The organism is Kitasatospora sp. NPDC059146 (genome assembly GCF_042786665.1).
Classification (GTDB): Bacteria; Actinomycetota; Actinomycetes; order Streptomycetales; family Streptomycetaceae; genus Kitasatospora.
This window is the reverse complement of record NZ_JBHZCY010000093.1, coordinates 21,401-37,059: the sequence shown is the minus strand read 5'-3', so window position 1 is coordinate 37,059 and position 15,659 is coordinate 21,401. Positions and strand designations below refer to the sequence as shown.

Annotated in this window: 15 protein-coding genes; 9 read left to right on the top strand and 6 right to left on the bottom strand. The window is 72.1% G+C overall.

The genetic code is table 11. The features are described 5' to 3' along the window. Positions 1-133: 133 nt before the first annotated feature. From ACFXPX_RS30980 to ACFXPX_RS30970, 3 genes are read right to left on the bottom strand one after another with little or no spacing between them, the layout of a single operon-like run. The gene (locus ACFXPX_RS30980; protein ID WP_380644168.1) at positions 134-1,210 is read right to left on the bottom strand and encodes a threonine aldolase family protein; all 1,077 of its coding nucleotides are present in this window, start codon (positions 1,208-1,210) and stop codon (positions 134-136) included. Then, positions 1,207-1,965, bottom strand: a complete 759-nt coding sequence (locus ACFXPX_RS30975; protein WP_375895965.1) for an SDR family NAD(P)-dependent oxidoreductase — start codon at positions 1,963-1,965, stop codon at positions 1,207-1,209. Before ACFXPX_RS30975 ends, ACFXPX_RS30980 begins: the two co-directional genes overlap by 4 nt. Then, on the bottom strand, positions 1,962-3,362 hold the full coding sequence (locus tag ACFXPX_RS30970) for a DUF6421 family protein (protein WP_375895962.1): 1,401 nt from the start codon (positions 3,360-3,362) through the stop codon (positions 1,962-1,964). Before ACFXPX_RS30970 ends, ACFXPX_RS30975 begins: the two co-directional genes overlap by 4 nt. Before the next feature lie 498 nt (positions 3,363-3,860). Here ACFXPX_RS30970 and ACFXPX_RS30965 point away from each other — a divergent pair, with 498 nt between their 5' ends. The 5 genes from ACFXPX_RS30965 (at position 3,861) to ACFXPX_RS30945 (ending at position 8,259) form a co-directional block, all read left to right on the top strand. Further along, positions 3,861-4,754 (top strand): ABC transporter substrate-binding protein, encoded by an 894-nt coding sequence (locus ACFXPX_RS30965; protein WP_380644167.1) that lies wholly within the window; start codon positions 3,861-3,863, stop codon positions 4,752-4,754. Then, positions 4,751-5,677, top strand: a complete 927-nt coding sequence (locus ACFXPX_RS30960) for an amino acid ABC transporter permease (protein WP_380522644.1) — start codon at positions 4,751-4,753, stop codon at positions 5,675-5,677. The genes ACFXPX_RS30965 and ACFXPX_RS30960 overlap by 4 nt, the downstream gene beginning before the upstream one ends. Next, the gene (locus tag ACFXPX_RS30955; RefSeq protein WP_375895953.1) at positions 5,674-6,432 is read left to right on the top strand and encodes an amino acid ABC transporter ATP-binding protein; all 759 of its coding nucleotides are present in this window, start codon (positions 5,674-5,676) and stop codon (positions 6,430-6,432) included. Before ACFXPX_RS30960 ends, ACFXPX_RS30955 begins: the two co-directional genes overlap by 4 nt. Positions 6,433-6,588: 156 nt before the next feature. Beyond that, on the top strand, positions 6,589-7,155 hold the full coding sequence (locus tag ACFXPX_RS30950) for a DUF5134 domain-containing protein (protein WP_380644166.1): 567 nt from the start codon (positions 6,589-6,591) through the stop codon (positions 7,153-7,155). Between the two features lie 156 nt (positions 7,156-7,311). Beyond that, complete coding sequence (locus tag ACFXPX_RS30945; protein WP_375895948.1) at positions 7,312-8,259, top strand: M56 family metallopeptidase; 948 nt, start codon at positions 7,312-7,314, stop codon at positions 8,257-8,259. Positions 8,260-8,322: 63 nt separating this feature from the next. Here ACFXPX_RS30945 and ACFXPX_RS30940 read toward each other — a convergent pair whose 3' ends face one another. Further along, complete coding sequence (locus ACFXPX_RS30940) at positions 8,323-8,772, bottom strand: MarR family winged helix-turn-helix transcriptional regulator (RefSeq protein WP_380522642.1); 450 nt, start codon at positions 8,770-8,772, stop codon at positions 8,323-8,325. A gap of 87 nt (positions 8,773-8,859) precedes the next feature. On the opposite strand from ACFXPX_RS30940, the gene ACFXPX_RS30935 reads away from it, so the two are divergent. Together ACFXPX_RS30935 and ACFXPX_RS30930 are read left to right on the top strand one after the other, a co-directional pair. Next, complete coding sequence (locus tag ACFXPX_RS30935; RefSeq protein ID WP_375895942.1) at positions 8,860-10,374, top strand: MFS transporter; 1,515 nt, start codon at positions 8,860-8,862, stop codon at positions 10,372-10,374. Between the two features lie 198 nt (positions 10,375-10,572). Then, positions 10,573-11,211, top strand: a complete 639-nt coding sequence (locus ACFXPX_RS30930; protein ID WP_380644165.1) for a TetR/AcrR family transcriptional regulator — start codon at positions 10,573-10,575, stop codon at positions 11,209-11,211. A 90-nt stretch (positions 11,212-11,301) separates the two neighbouring features. Here the strand turns inward: ACFXPX_RS30930 and ACFXPX_RS30925 are convergent, their stop codons facing one another. Next, on the bottom strand, positions 11,302-12,168 hold the full coding sequence (locus tag ACFXPX_RS30925) for a helix-turn-helix transcriptional regulator (protein ID WP_360238721.1): 867 nt from the start codon (positions 12,166-12,168) through the stop codon (positions 11,302-11,304). 418 nt (positions 12,169-12,586) lie between these two features. Between ACFXPX_RS30925 and ACFXPX_RS30920 the strand changes: the two genes are divergently transcribed. Continuing rightward, positions 12,587-13,156, top strand: a complete 570-nt coding sequence (locus ACFXPX_RS30920) for an ATP-binding protein (RefSeq protein WP_380644164.1) — start codon at positions 12,587-12,589, stop codon at positions 13,154-13,156. Positions 13,157-13,418: 262 nt separating this feature from the next. Here the strand turns inward: ACFXPX_RS30920 and ACFXPX_RS30915 are convergent, their stop codons facing one another. Continuing rightward, on the bottom strand, positions 13,419-13,682 hold the full coding sequence (locus ACFXPX_RS30915; RefSeq protein ID WP_375895934.1) for a DUF397 domain-containing protein: 264 nt from the start codon (positions 13,680-13,682) through the stop codon (positions 13,419-13,421). Positions 13,683-14,240: 558 nt separating this feature from the next. On the opposite strand from ACFXPX_RS30915, the gene ACFXPX_RS30910 reads away from it, so the two are divergent. Next, positions 14,241-15,191, top strand: coding sequence for a hypothetical protein (locus tag ACFXPX_RS30910; protein WP_380400405.1), 951 nt, complete (start codon positions 14,241-14,243; stop codon positions 15,189-15,191). Positions 15,192-15,659: the final 468 nt, after the last annotated feature.

Genomic DNA, 15,659 nt, shown 5'->3' with positions numbered 1-15,659 from the left:
ATCGGATTCACTTTCCGCTTTGTCGCCCCGGTCTCCCGCGGCGACTCCGGAACTGTACGGGGACCGACCCGCCACATGCAAATCGCCTCCGCCCGGAGTCCGGGCGGAGGCGATGCACTGTCAGGTCCGGGTGTCAGGCCCGGCCCATCTCCTCGGCGATGGCCGCCGCGAAGGCGTCGATGTCGGCCTCCGTGGTGTCGAAGGAGCACATCCAGCGGACCTCACCGGTCTGCTCGTTCCAGAAGTAGAAGCGGTAACGCTTCTGCAGCCGCTCGCTGACCTCGCGCGGGAGGATCGCGAACACCGCGTTGGCCTGGACCGGGCGCACGACCTCGACGCCGTCGATCTTCCGGACCGCGGCGTCCAGGCGGCGGGCCATCGCATTGGAGTGGCCGGCGTTGCGCAGGTAGAGGTCGCCCGCGAGCAGCGCCTCGAACTGGACGGACACGAAGCGCATCTTCGAGGCGAGCTGCATCGAGGTCTTGCGCAGGTACTTGATGTTGCGCACCCGCTCCGGGTTGAGCACCACCACGACCTCACCGAGCAGCAGGCCGTTCTTCGTGCCGCCGAAGGACAGCACGTCGACGCCCAGGTCGGTCGAGAAGGCCCGCATCGGCAGGCCGAGCGAGTCGGCCGCGTTCGCCAGGCGGGAGCCGTCCATGTGGACGAGCATGCCGAGCTGGTGGGCGTGGTCGATGACCGCGCGGAGCTCGTCGACCGTGTAGAGGGTGCCGAGCTCGGTGCTCTGGGTGATGGACACCGCGAGCGGCTGCGCGCGGTGCTCGTCGCCGAAGCCGTAGGCCTGCTGGTCGAGCAGCTCGGGGGTGAGCTTGCCGTCCGAGGTGGGGACGGTGTGCAGCTTGATGCCGCCCATCTTCTCCGGCGCGCCGCCCTCGTCCACGTGGATGTGGGCGGTGTCGGCGCAGACCACGGCGCCCCAGCGCGGCAGCAGCGCCTGGAGGGCGACCACGTTGGCGCCGGTGCCGTTGAAGACCGGGTAGGCCTCGGCCTTGTCGCCGAAGTGGCGGCGGAAGACGTCCTGGAGGTGGTTCGTGTAGTCGTCCTCGCCGTAGGAGATCTGGTGGCCGCCGTTGGCGAGGGCGATCGCGGCGAGGACCTCGGGGTGCACGCCCGCGTAGTTGTCGCTGGCGAAGCCGCGGACGGCGGGGTCGTGTCGCCGGACCGCGTCCGTACGGGTGAGGTCGGTCATCGGGCTGTCAGCCACAGGTGCTGTCCGTTCAGTTCTGCTGCGGGGCGGTCCCAGAGGTCCGCCAGGTGTCCGGCGAGGTCGGCGGTGTCGGTGAAGCCGGTGAACTTGGCCTCCGGCTTCTCGGCCCGCATCTCGGGGCTGACCAGCGCCTTGATGACCAGGATCGCAGCCGCGGCGGTGGGCTCGCCGTCCGGGGAGGTGGTCTCCTTCTTGAAGGAGTCGGCCATCGCGAGGGTCCAGGCCTCGGTGGCGGCCTTGGCCGCCGCGTAGGCGGCTCCGCCCGCGGTGGGCTTGTGCGCTGCCGCGGCGGAGATCATGGCGTAGCGGCCGGCGGAGCTGCGGACCAGCGCGGGCTGGAAGGCCAGCGAGGTGTGCTGGAGGGTGCGCACGACGGTGTCGTGCAGGAAGTCCCAGTCGTCCAGACGGCTGTCGAAGAAGGTCTTGCTGCCGCGCCAGCCCCCGACCAGGTGGAACACGCCGTCGACGTGGCCGTGCTCGGCCTCCAGGTGGTCGGCCCAGTCGTGGACCTCCTGCGGGTCGAGGAGGTCGATCACCTGACCGCTCACCTTCGCTCCGCGCACCGCGACCCGGGTGGCGTCCAGGGCGGACTCCAGGCGCCGGGGGTCGATGTCGGCACCGATCACGGTGGCGCCCTCGGCCGCGAGGCGGCGCAGCACGGCCTGGCCGGCCGGGCCACTGGCTCCGGCGACCGCGATGACCTTGCCGGCCAGCTTGGTGGAGGGGTTGGTGGTCACGCGGCGACTCCCTGGATACCGGCGCCGGTGATGCCGGCGGTGGCGGCGATGACGCCGCGGAGCTTCTTGGACAGGGCCTCGTAGAACATGCTCAGCGGGAACTCGTCCGGGAGCACGGCGTCGCACAGCGCCTTGTTCAGGGCCTTGCCGTCGGTGAGGTCGAGCGGGAGGGCCTCGGGGCCCTTGGCCCAGGTGGAGGCCGGGTGCGGGGTGAGGTAGCGGGAGACCAGCTCGTAGGCGGCGATCCAGTGGGCCGGCTTGGGCCGGTCGATGCCGTCGCGGTAGAGGGTCTCGATGTCGGCGCAGAGGGCGTTGGTGACCTGCGGGGCGCGCTCCCAGTCGATGGTGAGGCGGTTGTCGCGCCAGCGCAGCGCGTCGTGCTTGTGCAGGTACGCGAAGAGCAGCTGGCCGCCCATGCCGTCGTAGTTGCGGACGCGGTCGCCGCTGACCGGGAAGCGGAACAGCCGGTCGAAGAGGATCGCGTACTGGACGTCGCGGGCGTGCGGGTTGCCCTCGGTCTCCAGCTGCACCGCCTCCTTGAAGGTGGTGAGGTCGCAGCGGAGCTCCTCCAGGCCGTACATCCAGAACGGGCTGCGCTGCTTGATCATGAAGGGGTCGAACGGCAGGTCGCCGTGGCTGTGGGTGCGGTCGTGGACGAGGTCCCACAGCACGAAGGTCTCCTGGGCGCGCTGCTGGTCCTCGAGCAGGCCCTCGGCGTCGGCCGGGATCTCCAGGCCGAGCTGCTGGACGGCGCTGGTGGTGACGGCGCGGAAGCGGGCGGCCTCGCGGTCGCAGAAGATGCCGCCCCAGGTGAAGCGCTCCGGCGCCTTGCGCACGGCGACCGTCTCGGGGAAGAGCACGGCGGAGTTGGTGTCGTAGCCGGCCGTGAAGTCCGTGAAGGTGATCGGCACGAACATCGGGTTGTCGAACCGGGTGCGCTCCAGCTCGTCCAGCCACTCGGGCCAGACCACGCTCAGCAGGACGGCTTCCAGGTTGCGGTCCGGGTTGCCGTTCTGGGTGTACATCGGGAAGACGACGAGGTGCTCCAGGCCGTCCTCACGCTGCTCGGCGGGCTGGAAGGCGAGCAGCGAGTCCAGGAAGTCGGGCTCGCGGTAGCCGGTGTCGGCCCACTTGGCGAGGTCCGCGTCGACGGCCTTCAGGTAGGCGGCGTCGTGCGGGAAGTGCGGGGCGAGCTCCTCGATGGACGCCCGGACGTCGGCGACCAGCGGGTCGACGGTGTGGCGCTGGACCGCGGACAGGTCGATGGAGCCGTCCTTGGACTGCAGCGGGCGCAGCGTCTCGACGGCCTCCTTCAGGCGCAGCCACGCCGGGTGAGCGGCGAGGGTCGAGGCCGGGGCGTCGGCCGCCGCAGCGAGCCTTGGCGAAAGATTCTGCATCGTGGACTCACTTCGACAGGAGTTATTTCAACGAGGACACCATAAGTACGAAAGGTTCTCCCGTTCAAGGGGGTCCGAACCGGCAAACCTCCCGTGTGCCGCCGCTCCGGCCCCGGATTCTCCGCCGGAGCCCCGGTTGTCCGGCATGTGGACGGTTTCCTGGATGTTCTGGACAGCCGTGCCGTCCTGATGCGAACCTCCCCGCATGCTCCCGGAGGTGATCACGGTGGCCGAGCGCCATGACAACCCGTTCCGGGCGCCCTCCCGTCAGCAGGCCTGTTGTCCCTGCCGCCGCCCGCACAGCCGCTGCCACTGCCGCCGCTGTCGCTGATCCGGCCCGGGGCGCCGCGGACGCGGGCCCGTACGCCGACCATGCCGTGTGTGTTCCGGCGCCGCCACCGGGGGAAGTGACCCGCCGGGAAGCGGCCCGCCCGGTCCGGCCCGCAGCACCCCTGGCCCCTCCCCCCGTCCCGCCCGGTCCTCCCCTGGAGCCCTGCCATGAGCCTCCGCAAGCCGTCCACCGCCCTGCCCCTCGCCGCGCTCGCGGTCGTCGCCGCCGTGCTCTCCGGGTGCGCGCCGCAGGACGCCAAGTCCGACGGGGCCGCCGCCTCCGGCGCCCCGGGCACCGCGGGCGCGGCCGCGGGTTGCGCGCCGGGGGCGCTGGCCACCCGGACCGCCGGGAAGCTGACCGTCGGCACCGACAAGCCGGCGTACGACCCCTGGTTCTCCGAGGACAAGCCGGAGAACGGGAAGGGCTTCGAGTCGGCCGTGGCGTACGCGGTGGCGGAGAAGCTGGGCTACCCGAAGGACAAGGTCGGCTGGGTGGTCGCGCCGTTCGGCAAGGCGACCGCGCCGGGTGCCAAGGACTTCGACTTCGACATCAACCAGGTGTCCATCAGTGACGAGCGCAAGCAGGCGGTTGACTTCTCCTCCGGCTACTACGACGTGCGCCAGGCCGTCATCGCGTTGAAGGGCTCCAAGGCGGCGGGGGCGAAGAGCGTCGCCGACCTCAAGGGCGCCAAGCTGGGCGCCCAGGTCGGCACCACGAGCCTGGACACCATCACCGACACCATCAAGCCGAGCACCCAGCCGGCCGTGTTCGACTCCAACGACCTGGCCAAGGCCGCGTTGAAGAACGGTCAGGTGGAGGCGCTGGTCGTCGACCTGCCGACGGCGTTCTACATCACCGGCGCCGAGGTGCCTGAGGCCCAGGTGGTGGGGCAGTTCGCATCCGCCTCGAAGGCCGAGCAGTTCGGGCTGGTGCTGGACAAGGGCTCCCGGCTGACGCCGTGCGTGTCGCAGGCGGTGGACGCGCTGCGCGCGGACGGGACGCTGGCCGGGTTGGAGAAGCAGTGGCTGTCGGACGCCGTCTCGGCGCCGGTGCTCAAGTGAGTGCGGAGGCGGGCCCGCCCGGGCCGGTCGACACCGCCGCAGCCGCGGCCGGGTCCGCCTCCCCGGCCGGGGAGGACGGGTACCGCCCGTCCGAGCGGCGGCTCGCGCACGAGGCGTACCGGCGGGCCCGGGCCCGCCGCTCGGCGCTGGTCGCCACCGCCTCGACCCTGCTGACGGCCGTCGCGCTCTACCTGCTGGTCGTCAACTCCCCCGGCTGGGCGGTGACCCGGCGGACCTTCTTCAACCTGGACTACGCCCGCCAGGCGCTGCCCGAGGTGCTCCGCGGACTGCGGCTCAACCTGGAGCTGATGCTCGGCTGCGGGGTGCTGATCATGGTCTTCGGGCTGCTACTGGCGGTGCTGCGGACGCTGCGCGGGCCGGTCTTCCTGCCGGTGCGGCTGCTGGCCACCGCGTACGTGGACTTCTTCCTCGGGCTGCCGATGATCATCTGCCTGCTGGTGATGATCACCGGGGTTCCGGCGCTGCGCCTCACCGGGGTGACCACCGATCCGCTGCTGCTCGGCGGGGCCGCGCTGGTGCTGACGTACTCGGCGTATGTGTCGGAGGTGTTCCGCTCCGGCATCGAGTCGGTGCACCCCAGCCAGCGGGCCGCGGCGCGCTCGCTGGGGCTGACCAACGCGCAGGCCATGCGGTTCGTGGTGCTGCCGCAGGCGGTACGGCGGGTGGTGCCGCCGCTGCTCAACAACCTGGTGAGCCTCCAGAAGGACACCGGGCTGGTCTCGATCGGCGGCGCGATCGACGCGGTGTACGCCGCGAAGATCATCGCGGCGCACTCCTTCAACTTCACGCCGTACCTGGTGGCGGGGCTGGTGTTCATCGTGCTGACCGTTCCGCTGACCCGGTTCGCCGACTGGCTGACCGGGCGGATGAACCGTCGGCAGCTGCAGGGGGGTGCGGTGTGACCGGGACGGAGGTGCTCCGGCTGGAGTCGGTGCGCAAGAGCTTCGGCGACCAGGTGGTGCTGCGCGACGTCGGCCTCGCGGTGCCCGAGCACTCGGTGACGGCGCTGATCGGGGCGTCCGGCTCCGGGAAGTCCACCCTGATGCGGTGCGTCAACCTGCTGGAGGGGATCGACGACGGCGCGATCTTCCTGGACGGCGAGGAGATCACCGACCCGCGCGCCGACGAGGACGCCGTGCGGCGCCGGATCGGGGTGGTGTTCCAGTCGTACAACCTGTTCCCGCACATGACGGTGCTGGAGAACGTCACGCTCGCCCCGCGCCGGGTGCACCGGGTCGGACGGGCGGAGGCCGAGGAGAAGGCGCTCGCGCTGCTGGACCGGCTCGGGCTGGCGGCCAAGGCCCGGGAGTACCCGGACCGGCTCTCCGGCGGACAGCAGCAACGGGTCGCCATCGTCCGGGCGCTGGCGGCCGGGCCGCGGCTGCTGCTGCTCGACGAGATCACCGCGGCGCTCGACCCGGTGCTGGTCGGGGAGGTGCTGTCGGTGGTGCGGGACCTCAAGGAGCAGGGGATGACGATGGTCCTCTCCACCCACGAGATGGGGTTCGCCCGCGAGGTCGCCGACCAGGTCTGCTTCCTGGACGGCGGGGTGGTGCTCGAACAGGGGCCGCCGGAGCAGGTGTTCGGCGATCCGCAGCAGGAGCGGACCCGGCAGTTCCTCAGGCGGATCGTCGCCTCGGGGCGGCTCCAGGGCTGAGCCGCCGGTACGGGGGCGCTCGGGGGGGCGTGGGTCTCACCGGGTGGATCGCACCACGCCGGTCACCACTGTGCGCCCCCGTACGCGCCCTGGCCCCGCCGGGGGCGGAGCGGTGATCGTGGACGGGACGATCGTCCGCGCCCCGGGAGGCCGCCGTTGCACGGACCCACCCTGGTCAACTGGCTCCTCGCCCTCCTCACCGCGACCGCCGGCGCCACCTGCCTGCCCCGCCTTCGGCACCCCTCCTGTGCCGCCGCGCCCCACGGCGCGCACCGCGCCCACCCGCCGCTCGCCCGGGAGTCCGACGCCGCCGAGGCCCTGATGGGGCTCGGCATGGCGGCGATGGCCGTCACCGGCGCCACCGTCCCGGCCGCCGTCTGGGCCGTGCTGTTCGGGCTCCCGGCGGCCGTCTTCCTGCTCGCCGCCCTGCAGACGCCCCGCGGCCGCGGCCACCGGCTGCACCACGCGGTCGGCGCTCTCGCCATGACGTACCTGGCCCTGGCGATGACCGTCTCCCCCGCCGGCCACCACCACCCCGCCGCCGCCGGAGCGCCCCTGCTGACCGGCGCCCTGCTGCTCTACTTCGGCGGCTACGCGCTCTGGACCGGCGCCCGGCTGCTGCGCACCCCGGCCGGGACCCTCGTCGTCGGTACCACCGGCCTGCCGCAGGCCTGCCGACTGGCCATGGGGATCGGCATGTTCGCCATGCTCCTGACCATGTGACGCTCCCGGCTCGCCCGACCCAGCGCGGCCCGACCCGGGACCGGCGCGTGGCGTTGGTCACTGGCCCGCCGAAAGCCGTTCCACCGGGCGTTGCCAGCGCATAGGTTGGCAGGGAGCGCGCTGTCGCGCTCCGTGCGTACTCGGGGAGCCCATGCGATGACTGCCCTGACCGGCCTGCTGCTGCTCGGCCTGCTGCTCGCCACCGTGGTGCCCCGGCTGCTGGCCCGGGCCCGCTGGGTGGAGCGCGAACCGGTGCTGGCCCTGCTGGTGTGGCAGTGCGTCGTGGTGGCCGTCCTGCTGTGCTGCGCCCTGGGCCTGGTCCTCGCCGCCTCCGCCGCCGAGCCCGCGCTGCGCGCCTGGGTGTTCTCCGGCGCCCCGTACGGCGTGGAGGCCGCCTACGGCCTCCAGGACGCCGAGGGCTGGGGCCGGCTGTGCGCCGCGGTGCTGGCCGCGGGGGCGCTGCAGACGGTGCTGGCGCTCACCCGCGAGGTCCGTACGGCCAAGGCCCTGCGCTCCCGTCGGCACGCCCAACTGGCGACCAGAGCGCCGGAGTTGCCCGAGGCGATCGAAGCCGCCCGGAGCCGCCGGGAGCGGCTGGTGGTGCTGGAGAACGTCCGCCCCGAGGCCTGGTCGCTGCCCGGCCCGAACTCCCGCCTGGTGGTCACCACCGGCGCCCTCCAGCAGCTCACCGACCGGGAGTTGGCGGCCGTGCTGAGCCACGAGCGCGGCCACGTCCGCGCCCGGCACCACTGGCTGCAGCAGTTCGCCCAGGCGCTCGCCTCCGGCTTCCCCGGCGTCCGGGTGTTCCGGGCCTTCCGGGACCAGGTGGCGGAGCTGGTCGAGCTGGCGGCCGACGACCGGGCCGCCCGCCGGCACGGGCGGCACACCACCGCCCTCGCGCTCGCCGAACTCAACCTGGACCGCGGGGTGTTCGGTTCCTGCCCGCCCGGTCTGGCGCAGTCCCCGAAGCGGGTGGACCGACTGCTCGCGGGCCGCCCCCGGCTCTCCGTCCCGCACCGGCTGCGGCTGACCGCCGTCGCACTGGCCGCGCCCGCCGCGGTCGTCCTGCTGGCCGCCGCGCCGGGGCTGCACTCACTGCTCTGAGACCGCCGACGACAACCGACAGGGCATGGAACACAAGCACCGCACAGCACAGTTGAGGTGGCGTCAGTCCTGGTTCCGGGACTCCCCACAGAGCGGGGCGAACCGGCCGCCGAGGGTCTGTCCGAGCACCTCCCGGTGGAGCGGCCGGGCCTGGTCGTAGCGCTCCCGCCCGGCCGGAGTGAGGGCGATCATGATGCCCCGCCGGTCGCTCTCGCACATCGCCCGGGTCACCAGCCCGCTCTTCTCCAGGCGGGCGATCAGCCGGGAGAGCGCGCTCTGGCTCAGGTGGACGGTCGGCCCCAGCTCGCTGGACCGCAGGGCCTGTCGGCCGTCGGCCACCAAGCCCTCCACCAGGCGTTCCAGCACCTCGAACTCGCTCATGCCCAGCCCGTACTTCTCGCCGAGCTCACGGTCGAGCGCGCAGACGGTCGAGGCGTGCCGGGCCAGCAGCTCGCGCCATTCCGCGATCAGACCGGCCTCCGCCGAGGCTTCGAGGGGGTCGAGTTCAGCCACCCCGCCAGGTTAGCACGTGCATCGTAAATTTATGCGTTCACATCTAATTCATTTGCATTGAATGCACGTGCATGTACTGTCCTCCCCATGACCACCGCGACCGCCACGTCTCCCGACGCTCCGTCAACCAGCGGGTTGAACTGGACACCCCGCCTCTGGGGCACCCTGCTCGTGCTCTGCGCCGCCATGTTCCTGGACGCCCTGGACGTCTCGATGGTGGGCGTCGCCCTCCCCTCCATCGGCTCCGAACTGCACCTCTCCACCTCCACCCTGCAGTGGGTGGTCTCCGGCTACGTGCTCGGCTACGGCGGCCTGCTGCTGCTCGGCGGCCGCGCCGCCGACCTGCTCGGCCGCCGCCGGGTCTTCCTGGTCGCCCTCGGCGTCTTCGCCGCCGCCTCACTGGTCGGCGGGCTGGTCGACGACGGCGGCCTGCTGATCGCGGCCCGCTTCCTCAAGGGCGTCAGCGCCGCCTTCACCGCCCCCGCCGGCCTCTCGATCATCACCACGACCTTCGCGGAGGGCCCGGCCCGCAACCGGGCGCTGTCGATCTACACCACCTGCGGCGCCAGCGGCTTCTCGCTCGGCCTGGTGCTGAGCGGACTGCTCACCTCGGTCGGCTGGCGCTGGACCTTCCTGATGCCCGTCCCGGTCGCCCTGCTCGCCCTGGTGTTCGCCGTCCGGCTGCTCCCCCGCCCGGTCGAGGAGCCCGCCAAGGGCGGCTACGACGTGCTGGGCGCGATCACCGGAACCGCGACCGTACTCCTGCTGGTCTTCACCGTGACCGAGGCCCAGGGCGCCGGCTGGCTGAGCCTGCGCACCCTCGGCTCGCTGGTCGTGGTGGCCGCGCTGGCCGCCGCCTTCCTGCTCGCCGAGAGCCGCGCCGCCCACCCGCTGGTCCGGCTCGGCATCTTCCGCAACGGCTCGGTGGCCCGGGCCAACATCGTCGCCTTCGCGATGGCCGGGGCGTACGGCGGCTTCCAGTTCGTCGTCACGCTCTACCTCCAGCACCTGCTCGGCTGGTCGGCCCTGGAGATGGCCCTGGGCCTGCTGCCGGCCGGCGCCTTCATCGCGCTCTCGGCCCCGTTCATGGGCCCGATCGTGGACCGCTTCGGCACCGGCCGGCTGCTGCCGATCGGCCTGCTGGCCCTGACCGGAGCCTTCGCCCTGTTCCTGCGCCTGGACGAGCACAGCTCGTACCCGGTCCTGGTGCTGCCCTCGATGCTGCTGCTCGGCGTGGGCTTCGCGCTGGCCTTCCCCTCGGTGAACATCGCCGCCACCGACGGGGTGGCGGACGAGGAGCAGGGGCTGGCCTCGGGGCTGGTGAACACCGCGATCCAGGTCGGCACCGCGGTGGTGCTGGCCGGGGTGACCGCGATGCTCACGGCCGGGAGCGCGGGCGGCGACAGCCCGCAGGCCCAGCTGGACGGCTACCGGCCGGCGCTGGTCCTGGTCACCGCGGTCGCGCTGATCGGTCTGGTCGTCGCCGCGACCGGCGCCCTGGTGGACCGACGCCGCCGGGCAACTCCCGCTCCGGTGCCGGATTATGATTACCCGTCCGCCGCGCCGTCCGTGGCCCGGACCGAAGTCCTGACCGAGCGCTGACCCACTGGCTCCGCCCCGAACGGCCTCCCGGCCGTCGGGCACTGGTGCCGGCTCCACCAAACCCCCGTGTTGGTGGAGCCGGCCGTCTCTGTACCGGCCGCCCGGGCGGCGCCCGCGTGAGGACGCACGGTTCCACGGCGCGACTGCGGCTCCGCAAGTATATTGGCCCGGAGTCAACGAACGTTCGGAGCAGACACGATGGCACCTCGCGGGGATTCGGTCAACGAGGAGATGCGGCAACGCTCCCGCCGACGCATCATGCGCGCCACCGTCGAACTGGTTGACCAGCACGGTTACGCGGGCACCACGCTGACCGACATCGCCGAACGGGCCGGCCTCGCCCGCGGTCTGCTCTCGTACTACTTCGACGGCAAACGACTGCTGATGCAGGCCGCGACGCACCGGCTGATGCACCAGTCGCTCTCCGGCGCCCTGGCCGAGCTGGCGCCGGACGCCACCCCCGCCGGACGGCTGGCCCGCGCGATAGACGCCGTCCTCACCCTGGCCCTGGACCACCCCCGGGTGATGCGCTCGCACCTGGCGCTCATCCTCGATCCGGACACCGGCGCCTTCGTCCAGGATCCGGAGCAGCAGCAGCTCGGCGCGATCCTCCAGGGCCTGCTCGTCGACTGGGGCGCACCGGACCCGGTCGCCGAACACGCGGTGCTGCGCAGTGCGCTGATGGGCGGCTGCATCGGGGTGCTGCTGCCGGGCGCGGAGATCCCGCTGGCGCCGATCCGGGCCGACCTGTTCCGCCGCTACGACCTGCCCTGGGAACTGGGCCGCCCGCCGCAGCCGCTGCCGCCGGAACGCGAACGGCCGCGGGCCCGCGGTTGACGGGGCCTGCGGCCGACTCGGGCTGCCGTGCGGACGAGCCGCCTCCCGGGCGGGAGCGGGAGGATCTCCCGTCCCCCGCCCAGGAGTTGCTCAGCGTTCCTTGAGGATCGAGGAGAGCAGGTCTATGGTGCGCTCCGGCGTGAGGCTGTCCACGCAGAGCCGCTCCATGACCTGGACGTACGCGTCGACGTCGTCCCGCTTGTCCAGGTAGAGCGCGCTGGTGAGCTGCTCCAGGTAGACCACGTCCGCGAGGTCCTGCTCCGGGAAGCGCAGGATCGTGAACGCCCCGGACTCGCCCGCGTGCGCGCCGAAGCGGAACGGCATGACCTGGATGACCACGTTGGCCTGCTCGGCGACGTCGATCAGGTACTGGACCTGGCCGCGCATCACCTTGGGCCCGCCGACCGGCCGGCGCAGCGCCGCCTCGTCGATGACCGCCCACAGACGCGGACTGGCGCCCTCGGTCAGCAGCTTCTGGCGGCGCAGCCGGAGACTGACCCGGCGCTCGACCTCCTCCTCGCTGATGACCGGCCGACTCTGGCCGAAAACCGCCCGTGCGTACTCCTCGGACTGCAACAGTCCGGGGATGAACTGCACCTCGTAGGTGCGGATCAGCTGGGCGGCCTCCTCCAGGCCGACGTAGGTCTGGAACCAGCCCGGCAGCACGTCGTTGAAGCTGTGCCACCAGCCGGACTTGTTGGCCTCGCGGACCAGGCCGAGCAGGGCCTCCCGCTCCAGGCCGTCGTCGACGCCGTAGAGACTCAGCAGGTCGGCGACGTCGCGCTCCTTGAAGCTGACCCGGCCGAGCTCCATGCGACTGATCTTGGATTCGGACGCGCGGATCGCGTAGCCCGCGTCCTCTCGGGTGATGCCGCGCGCCTCTCGCAGGCGCCGCAACTGCGAGCCGAGGAGGATCCGGCGGACCATCGAGCCGCCGCCCGGCTGAACTGTGGTCATGCGGTCGAAACCTCCACCTAGGGCAAACAGCGCACAGTCTGCCATCAGTTGAGCGCTCACGGTGCCGATACTGACGGATGTTCCTATCAGTTCCGCACTCCGCACACCAGGATGCACGTGCATCCGGCGCTTGCATATGCCAATAGTGCGACTGCACGTGAATCGACTCTTGCATCTGCAGTGAGCGCACACCACCATGGTGCACGTGCACCTGCACATCCCTGGCAATCCCGCGGGCTCCGCGTCGACCCCACGCGCGACTCCGTGCACCGGCCCGACGGCGTCCCCCGCGCCATCGGGCGTTCGAGTGCGCGCGCGCCTGGTCGAGGGGGCGGCCGAGCGGCCGAGCGAGTCGGAGGTGACCGGCATGACCCCGGCGGGTCCAGCCGTGTCCGCCCCCTTATGGGAGGAGCTCTTCATGAGCACCGGTACGGCTTTGGCAGTTGACCCCCATGTGGTCACCTGTACGCTCGCTCCTCGCTTCGAAGCCGTGAGAACCGCACGCGACTTCGCCCGGGCCTCGCTCCAGCGCTGGGGCCTGATGGAGCTGTTCGACGACGTCGCCCTGGTGGCCTCGGAACTCGTGACCAACGCGCTCCGGCATGCGATCGGCGCACGGCCCGACCCCTCGGGCGACGCCCTGGGCGAGTACGACTTTCCCATACAGCCGACCCCGGAAGGGCGGCTGCCGATCCGAATAAGCCTGGTGCACCGCGCCCCCCAGGTGGTCTGCGCGGTGAGCGACCCGAGCAGTGCCGGCCCGGTGGCCCGGGAGGCGGACTTCGTCGCCGAATCGGGCCGCGGACTGCACCTGGTGGAGTCGTTCAGCCGCTCCTGGGGCTGGCACCCGTTGGGCAGCGGCAAGGTGGTCTGGGCCGTGTTCGAGGCGGAGACCGGCTGCGGCAACGGACTGGACGCCACCCTGCTCGACGGCACCGCGCCGGCCGGCCGGGTCGAGATCGGTGGACGGCACCGGCGCTCGGCCTAGGGCCCGCCCCGTGGCCCAGGCCGGCCGAGGAACGACCCGGGAGGACCACACCCCGGGACCTCCGGCCCGCCCGCGCGCCGGGCCGGGACGTGATCAGTGCGCCGAAGGCGGCTGCCCGCTCCCACTCCGGGCGCTCCCACACCGGACACTCCCGCTCCGGGCACTCCCACTCCGGGCACTCCGGCTCCGGGCCCGGACAAAGACAAAGGCCGTCGTGGTGTCAGCACCCACGACGGCCCCCCGATGGTGGAGCAGCGGCCGGTCAGACCGCGAGGTGGTCGAACTCCCCGTCCTTGGCACCCAGCAGCAGGGCCGCGATCTCGGCCCGGGTGTAGATGAGCGCCGGGCCGTCCGGGAAGCGGGAGTTGCGCATCGCCACGTCGCCGCCCGGCAGGGCCGCGAACTCGACGCAGTTTCCCTGGGAGTTGCTGTGCCGGCTCTTCTGCCAGACCACCCCCGTGAGGTCGGCGGCGGCCATCCCGTTGTGGGCGTGGTCGGAACCGTGCGTGTCCTGCGAGTCGTGCATAGAAGTCTCCCGAAGAGCTCCGGAGTTGTCGTCCAGCGCGGCGCCCCGGCACCCGCCGAACGAACGGACCGGCCCCGTACCGGCCCGGCACAACGCCTCACTTGACGTGATGATAGCCGCAGTGCACGTGCATCAGCACGGGACATTGCAGGTGCACGAGGCTTTTCGACGGTCGCCGCGAACTCTTCACGGACCCTTCTCCTGACGGTACGTAAACGGACATAGGCGACTGAATCGACGGTTCGTCCATAACCGGCCGTGAGCGGTTCCCCGCTGAATGTTGATCTTCGAATGCCGGGAGTCGCCCTCCCGTGACCCTCCGTCAGGCCGCCCGGCGGCTGTGAGACATCTCACGCGACCCCGGTGCAACGCGCCACCCCGCGGGACACGTCAGGGCAACTGAAGGGCTCCGTACGGGGCTTGGGCGATGAATGTCCGGATTGTGGGCAATCGCCCCGGACCGGAGCGGCCGGGGCACGACCTCCGCACCGCGACCGCCCGAAGCCCGTACGGCAGCCGACTGCAGGCCTGACGGGCAGATGTCCTACGATCTCCGGCATGAGCACCGCAGCCATCCCGGGCGCGCCACTGCCCGTCCGCACTCCAGGTTCCCGTGCGCGGGGGCGCCACCGCCGCCCCGAGCGCCCCGAGATCCGCACCGGCTCGCCGGCCCTGGTGCTCGCCGTACCCGCGACCGCGGGGCCCGAGTCCCGTTCGGTCGTCGAGGAACTCCTCTCGATCGTCCGCAGTGAGCACACCGGCGTCCAGGCCGCGGTCGGCTACCTCCCGGCCGCCGACGCCGCGGCCGCGGACCCGCAGGAGCGCACCGTCGCGGAGCTGCTGGAGGCGGCCGCCGAGGCCGGACTGCCGACGCCCGTGGTGGTGCCGCTGGTCCCGGGCCCGCACGACTTCCTGACCGGGCTTCACGCCCTCGCCGCCCAGTACGGCGCGACCGTCACCGACGCGCTGGGCCCGCACCCGCTGCTGGCCGAGGCCGTCCACGTCCGGCTGTCCGAGGCCGGGCTGGCGCGGGCCGACCGGGCCCGGCTGTTCGCCATCGCGACCGCCGCGGACGGCGTGGTCCTGACCACCGTCGGCGGCGAGGACGCGGCCGCCGCGGCCGGGATCACCGGCGTGCTGCTGGCCGCCCGACTGGCCGTGCCGGTCGTCGCCGCCGCGCTCGACGTGCCCGGCTCGGTCGCCGCCGCCGTCGGCCACCTCCGGGAGACCGGCTCCGAGCGCCCGGCCCTGGCCCCGCTCGTCATCGGCCCGGAGGCGGACCCGGAGCTGCTCGCCACGGCCGCCGAGGAGACCGGCTGCCCGTCGGCCGCGCCGCTGGGCGCCTACCCAACGGTCGGCCAGCTGATCGCCTCCACCTACCTGGCCGCCCTGCCGGTGCCGACGGCGGAGGAGCTCGCCGAGGCGGAGGCGGAGGCCGCGGCCACCGTCGGGGCCGGGGAGGGCTCCCGACGCGCCCACGCGGCCGCCGAAGGGCCCGTGGAGGGCTAGCACGACCCACTGAACGCCCGTCGGCCACCGCCGGCGGACCCGCACTGCCGAAAGGGCCCGGAACGACCTCGTTCCGGGCCCTTTCGCCGTGTTCCGATTCACCCCGCTGGTGCGCTAAGCGGGCAATGCGGCGCAATGTCCGTTTCCAGCTCATTTGTCAATGGACACTCGGCGAATGACGGGCGCGTTCCCCAGCGCGCGATTCACTACCGCTCCCCCGCGCCTCGGGCGCGCGCCCCTTGTGCCCCAACGCTCCGTCACCTCTTTTCTGAGGCGGAGCCAGTTATGAGAATCCGCTGCGATATTGCCGGAAAACGATCATTTACGATCATGAATTACGGCCCATTTGACGTTTTCCACTAAACCGTGATGCGCATCACAGGTATTTGCAGTTTTAACTTAAGTCTGCTTAACGTGCTCCCCGTTCGTGACCACACGGACCCAGTTCATCCGCGACGCCGAGTCCTG

Coding starts and splice junctions, on each gene's coding strand:
- ACFXPX_RS30915 (WP_375895934.1), bottom strand. CDS start 13,682: ATGCACGACTCGCAGGACACGCACGGTTCCGACCACGCCCACAACGGG.
- ACFXPX_RS30910 (WP_380400405.1), top strand. CDS start 14,241: ATGAGCACCGCAGCCATCCCGGGCGCGCCACTGCCCGTCCGCACTCCA.
- ACFXPX_RS30925 (WP_360238721.1), bottom strand. CDS start 12,168: ATGACCACAGTTCAGCCGGGCGGCGGCTCGATGGTCCGCCGGATCCTC.
- ACFXPX_RS30920 (WP_380644164.1), top strand. CDS start 12,587: ATGAGCACCGGTACGGCTTTGGCAGTTGACCCCCATGTGGTCACCTGT.
- ACFXPX_RS30935 (WP_375895942.1), top strand. CDS start 8,860: ATGACCACCGCGACCGCCACGTCTCCCGACGCTCCGTCAACCAGCGGG.
- ACFXPX_RS30930 (WP_380644165.1), top strand. CDS start 10,573: ATGGCACCTCGCGGGGATTCGGTCAACGAGGAGATGCGGCAACGCTCC.
- ACFXPX_RS30970 (WP_375895962.1), bottom strand. CDS start 3,362: ATGCAGAATCTTTCGCCAAGGCTCGCTGCGGCGGCCGACGCCCCGGCC.
- ACFXPX_RS30945 (WP_375895948.1), top strand. CDS start 7,312: ATGACTGCCCTGACCGGCCTGCTGCTGCTCGGCCTGCTGCTCGCCACC.
- ACFXPX_RS30965 (WP_380644167.1), top strand. CDS start 3,861: ATGAGCCTCCGCAAGCCGTCCACCGCCCTGCCCCTCGCCGCGCTCGCG.
- ACFXPX_RS30980 (WP_380644168.1), bottom strand. CDS start 1,210: ATGACCGACCTCACCCGTACGGACGCGGTCCGGCGACACGACCCCGCC.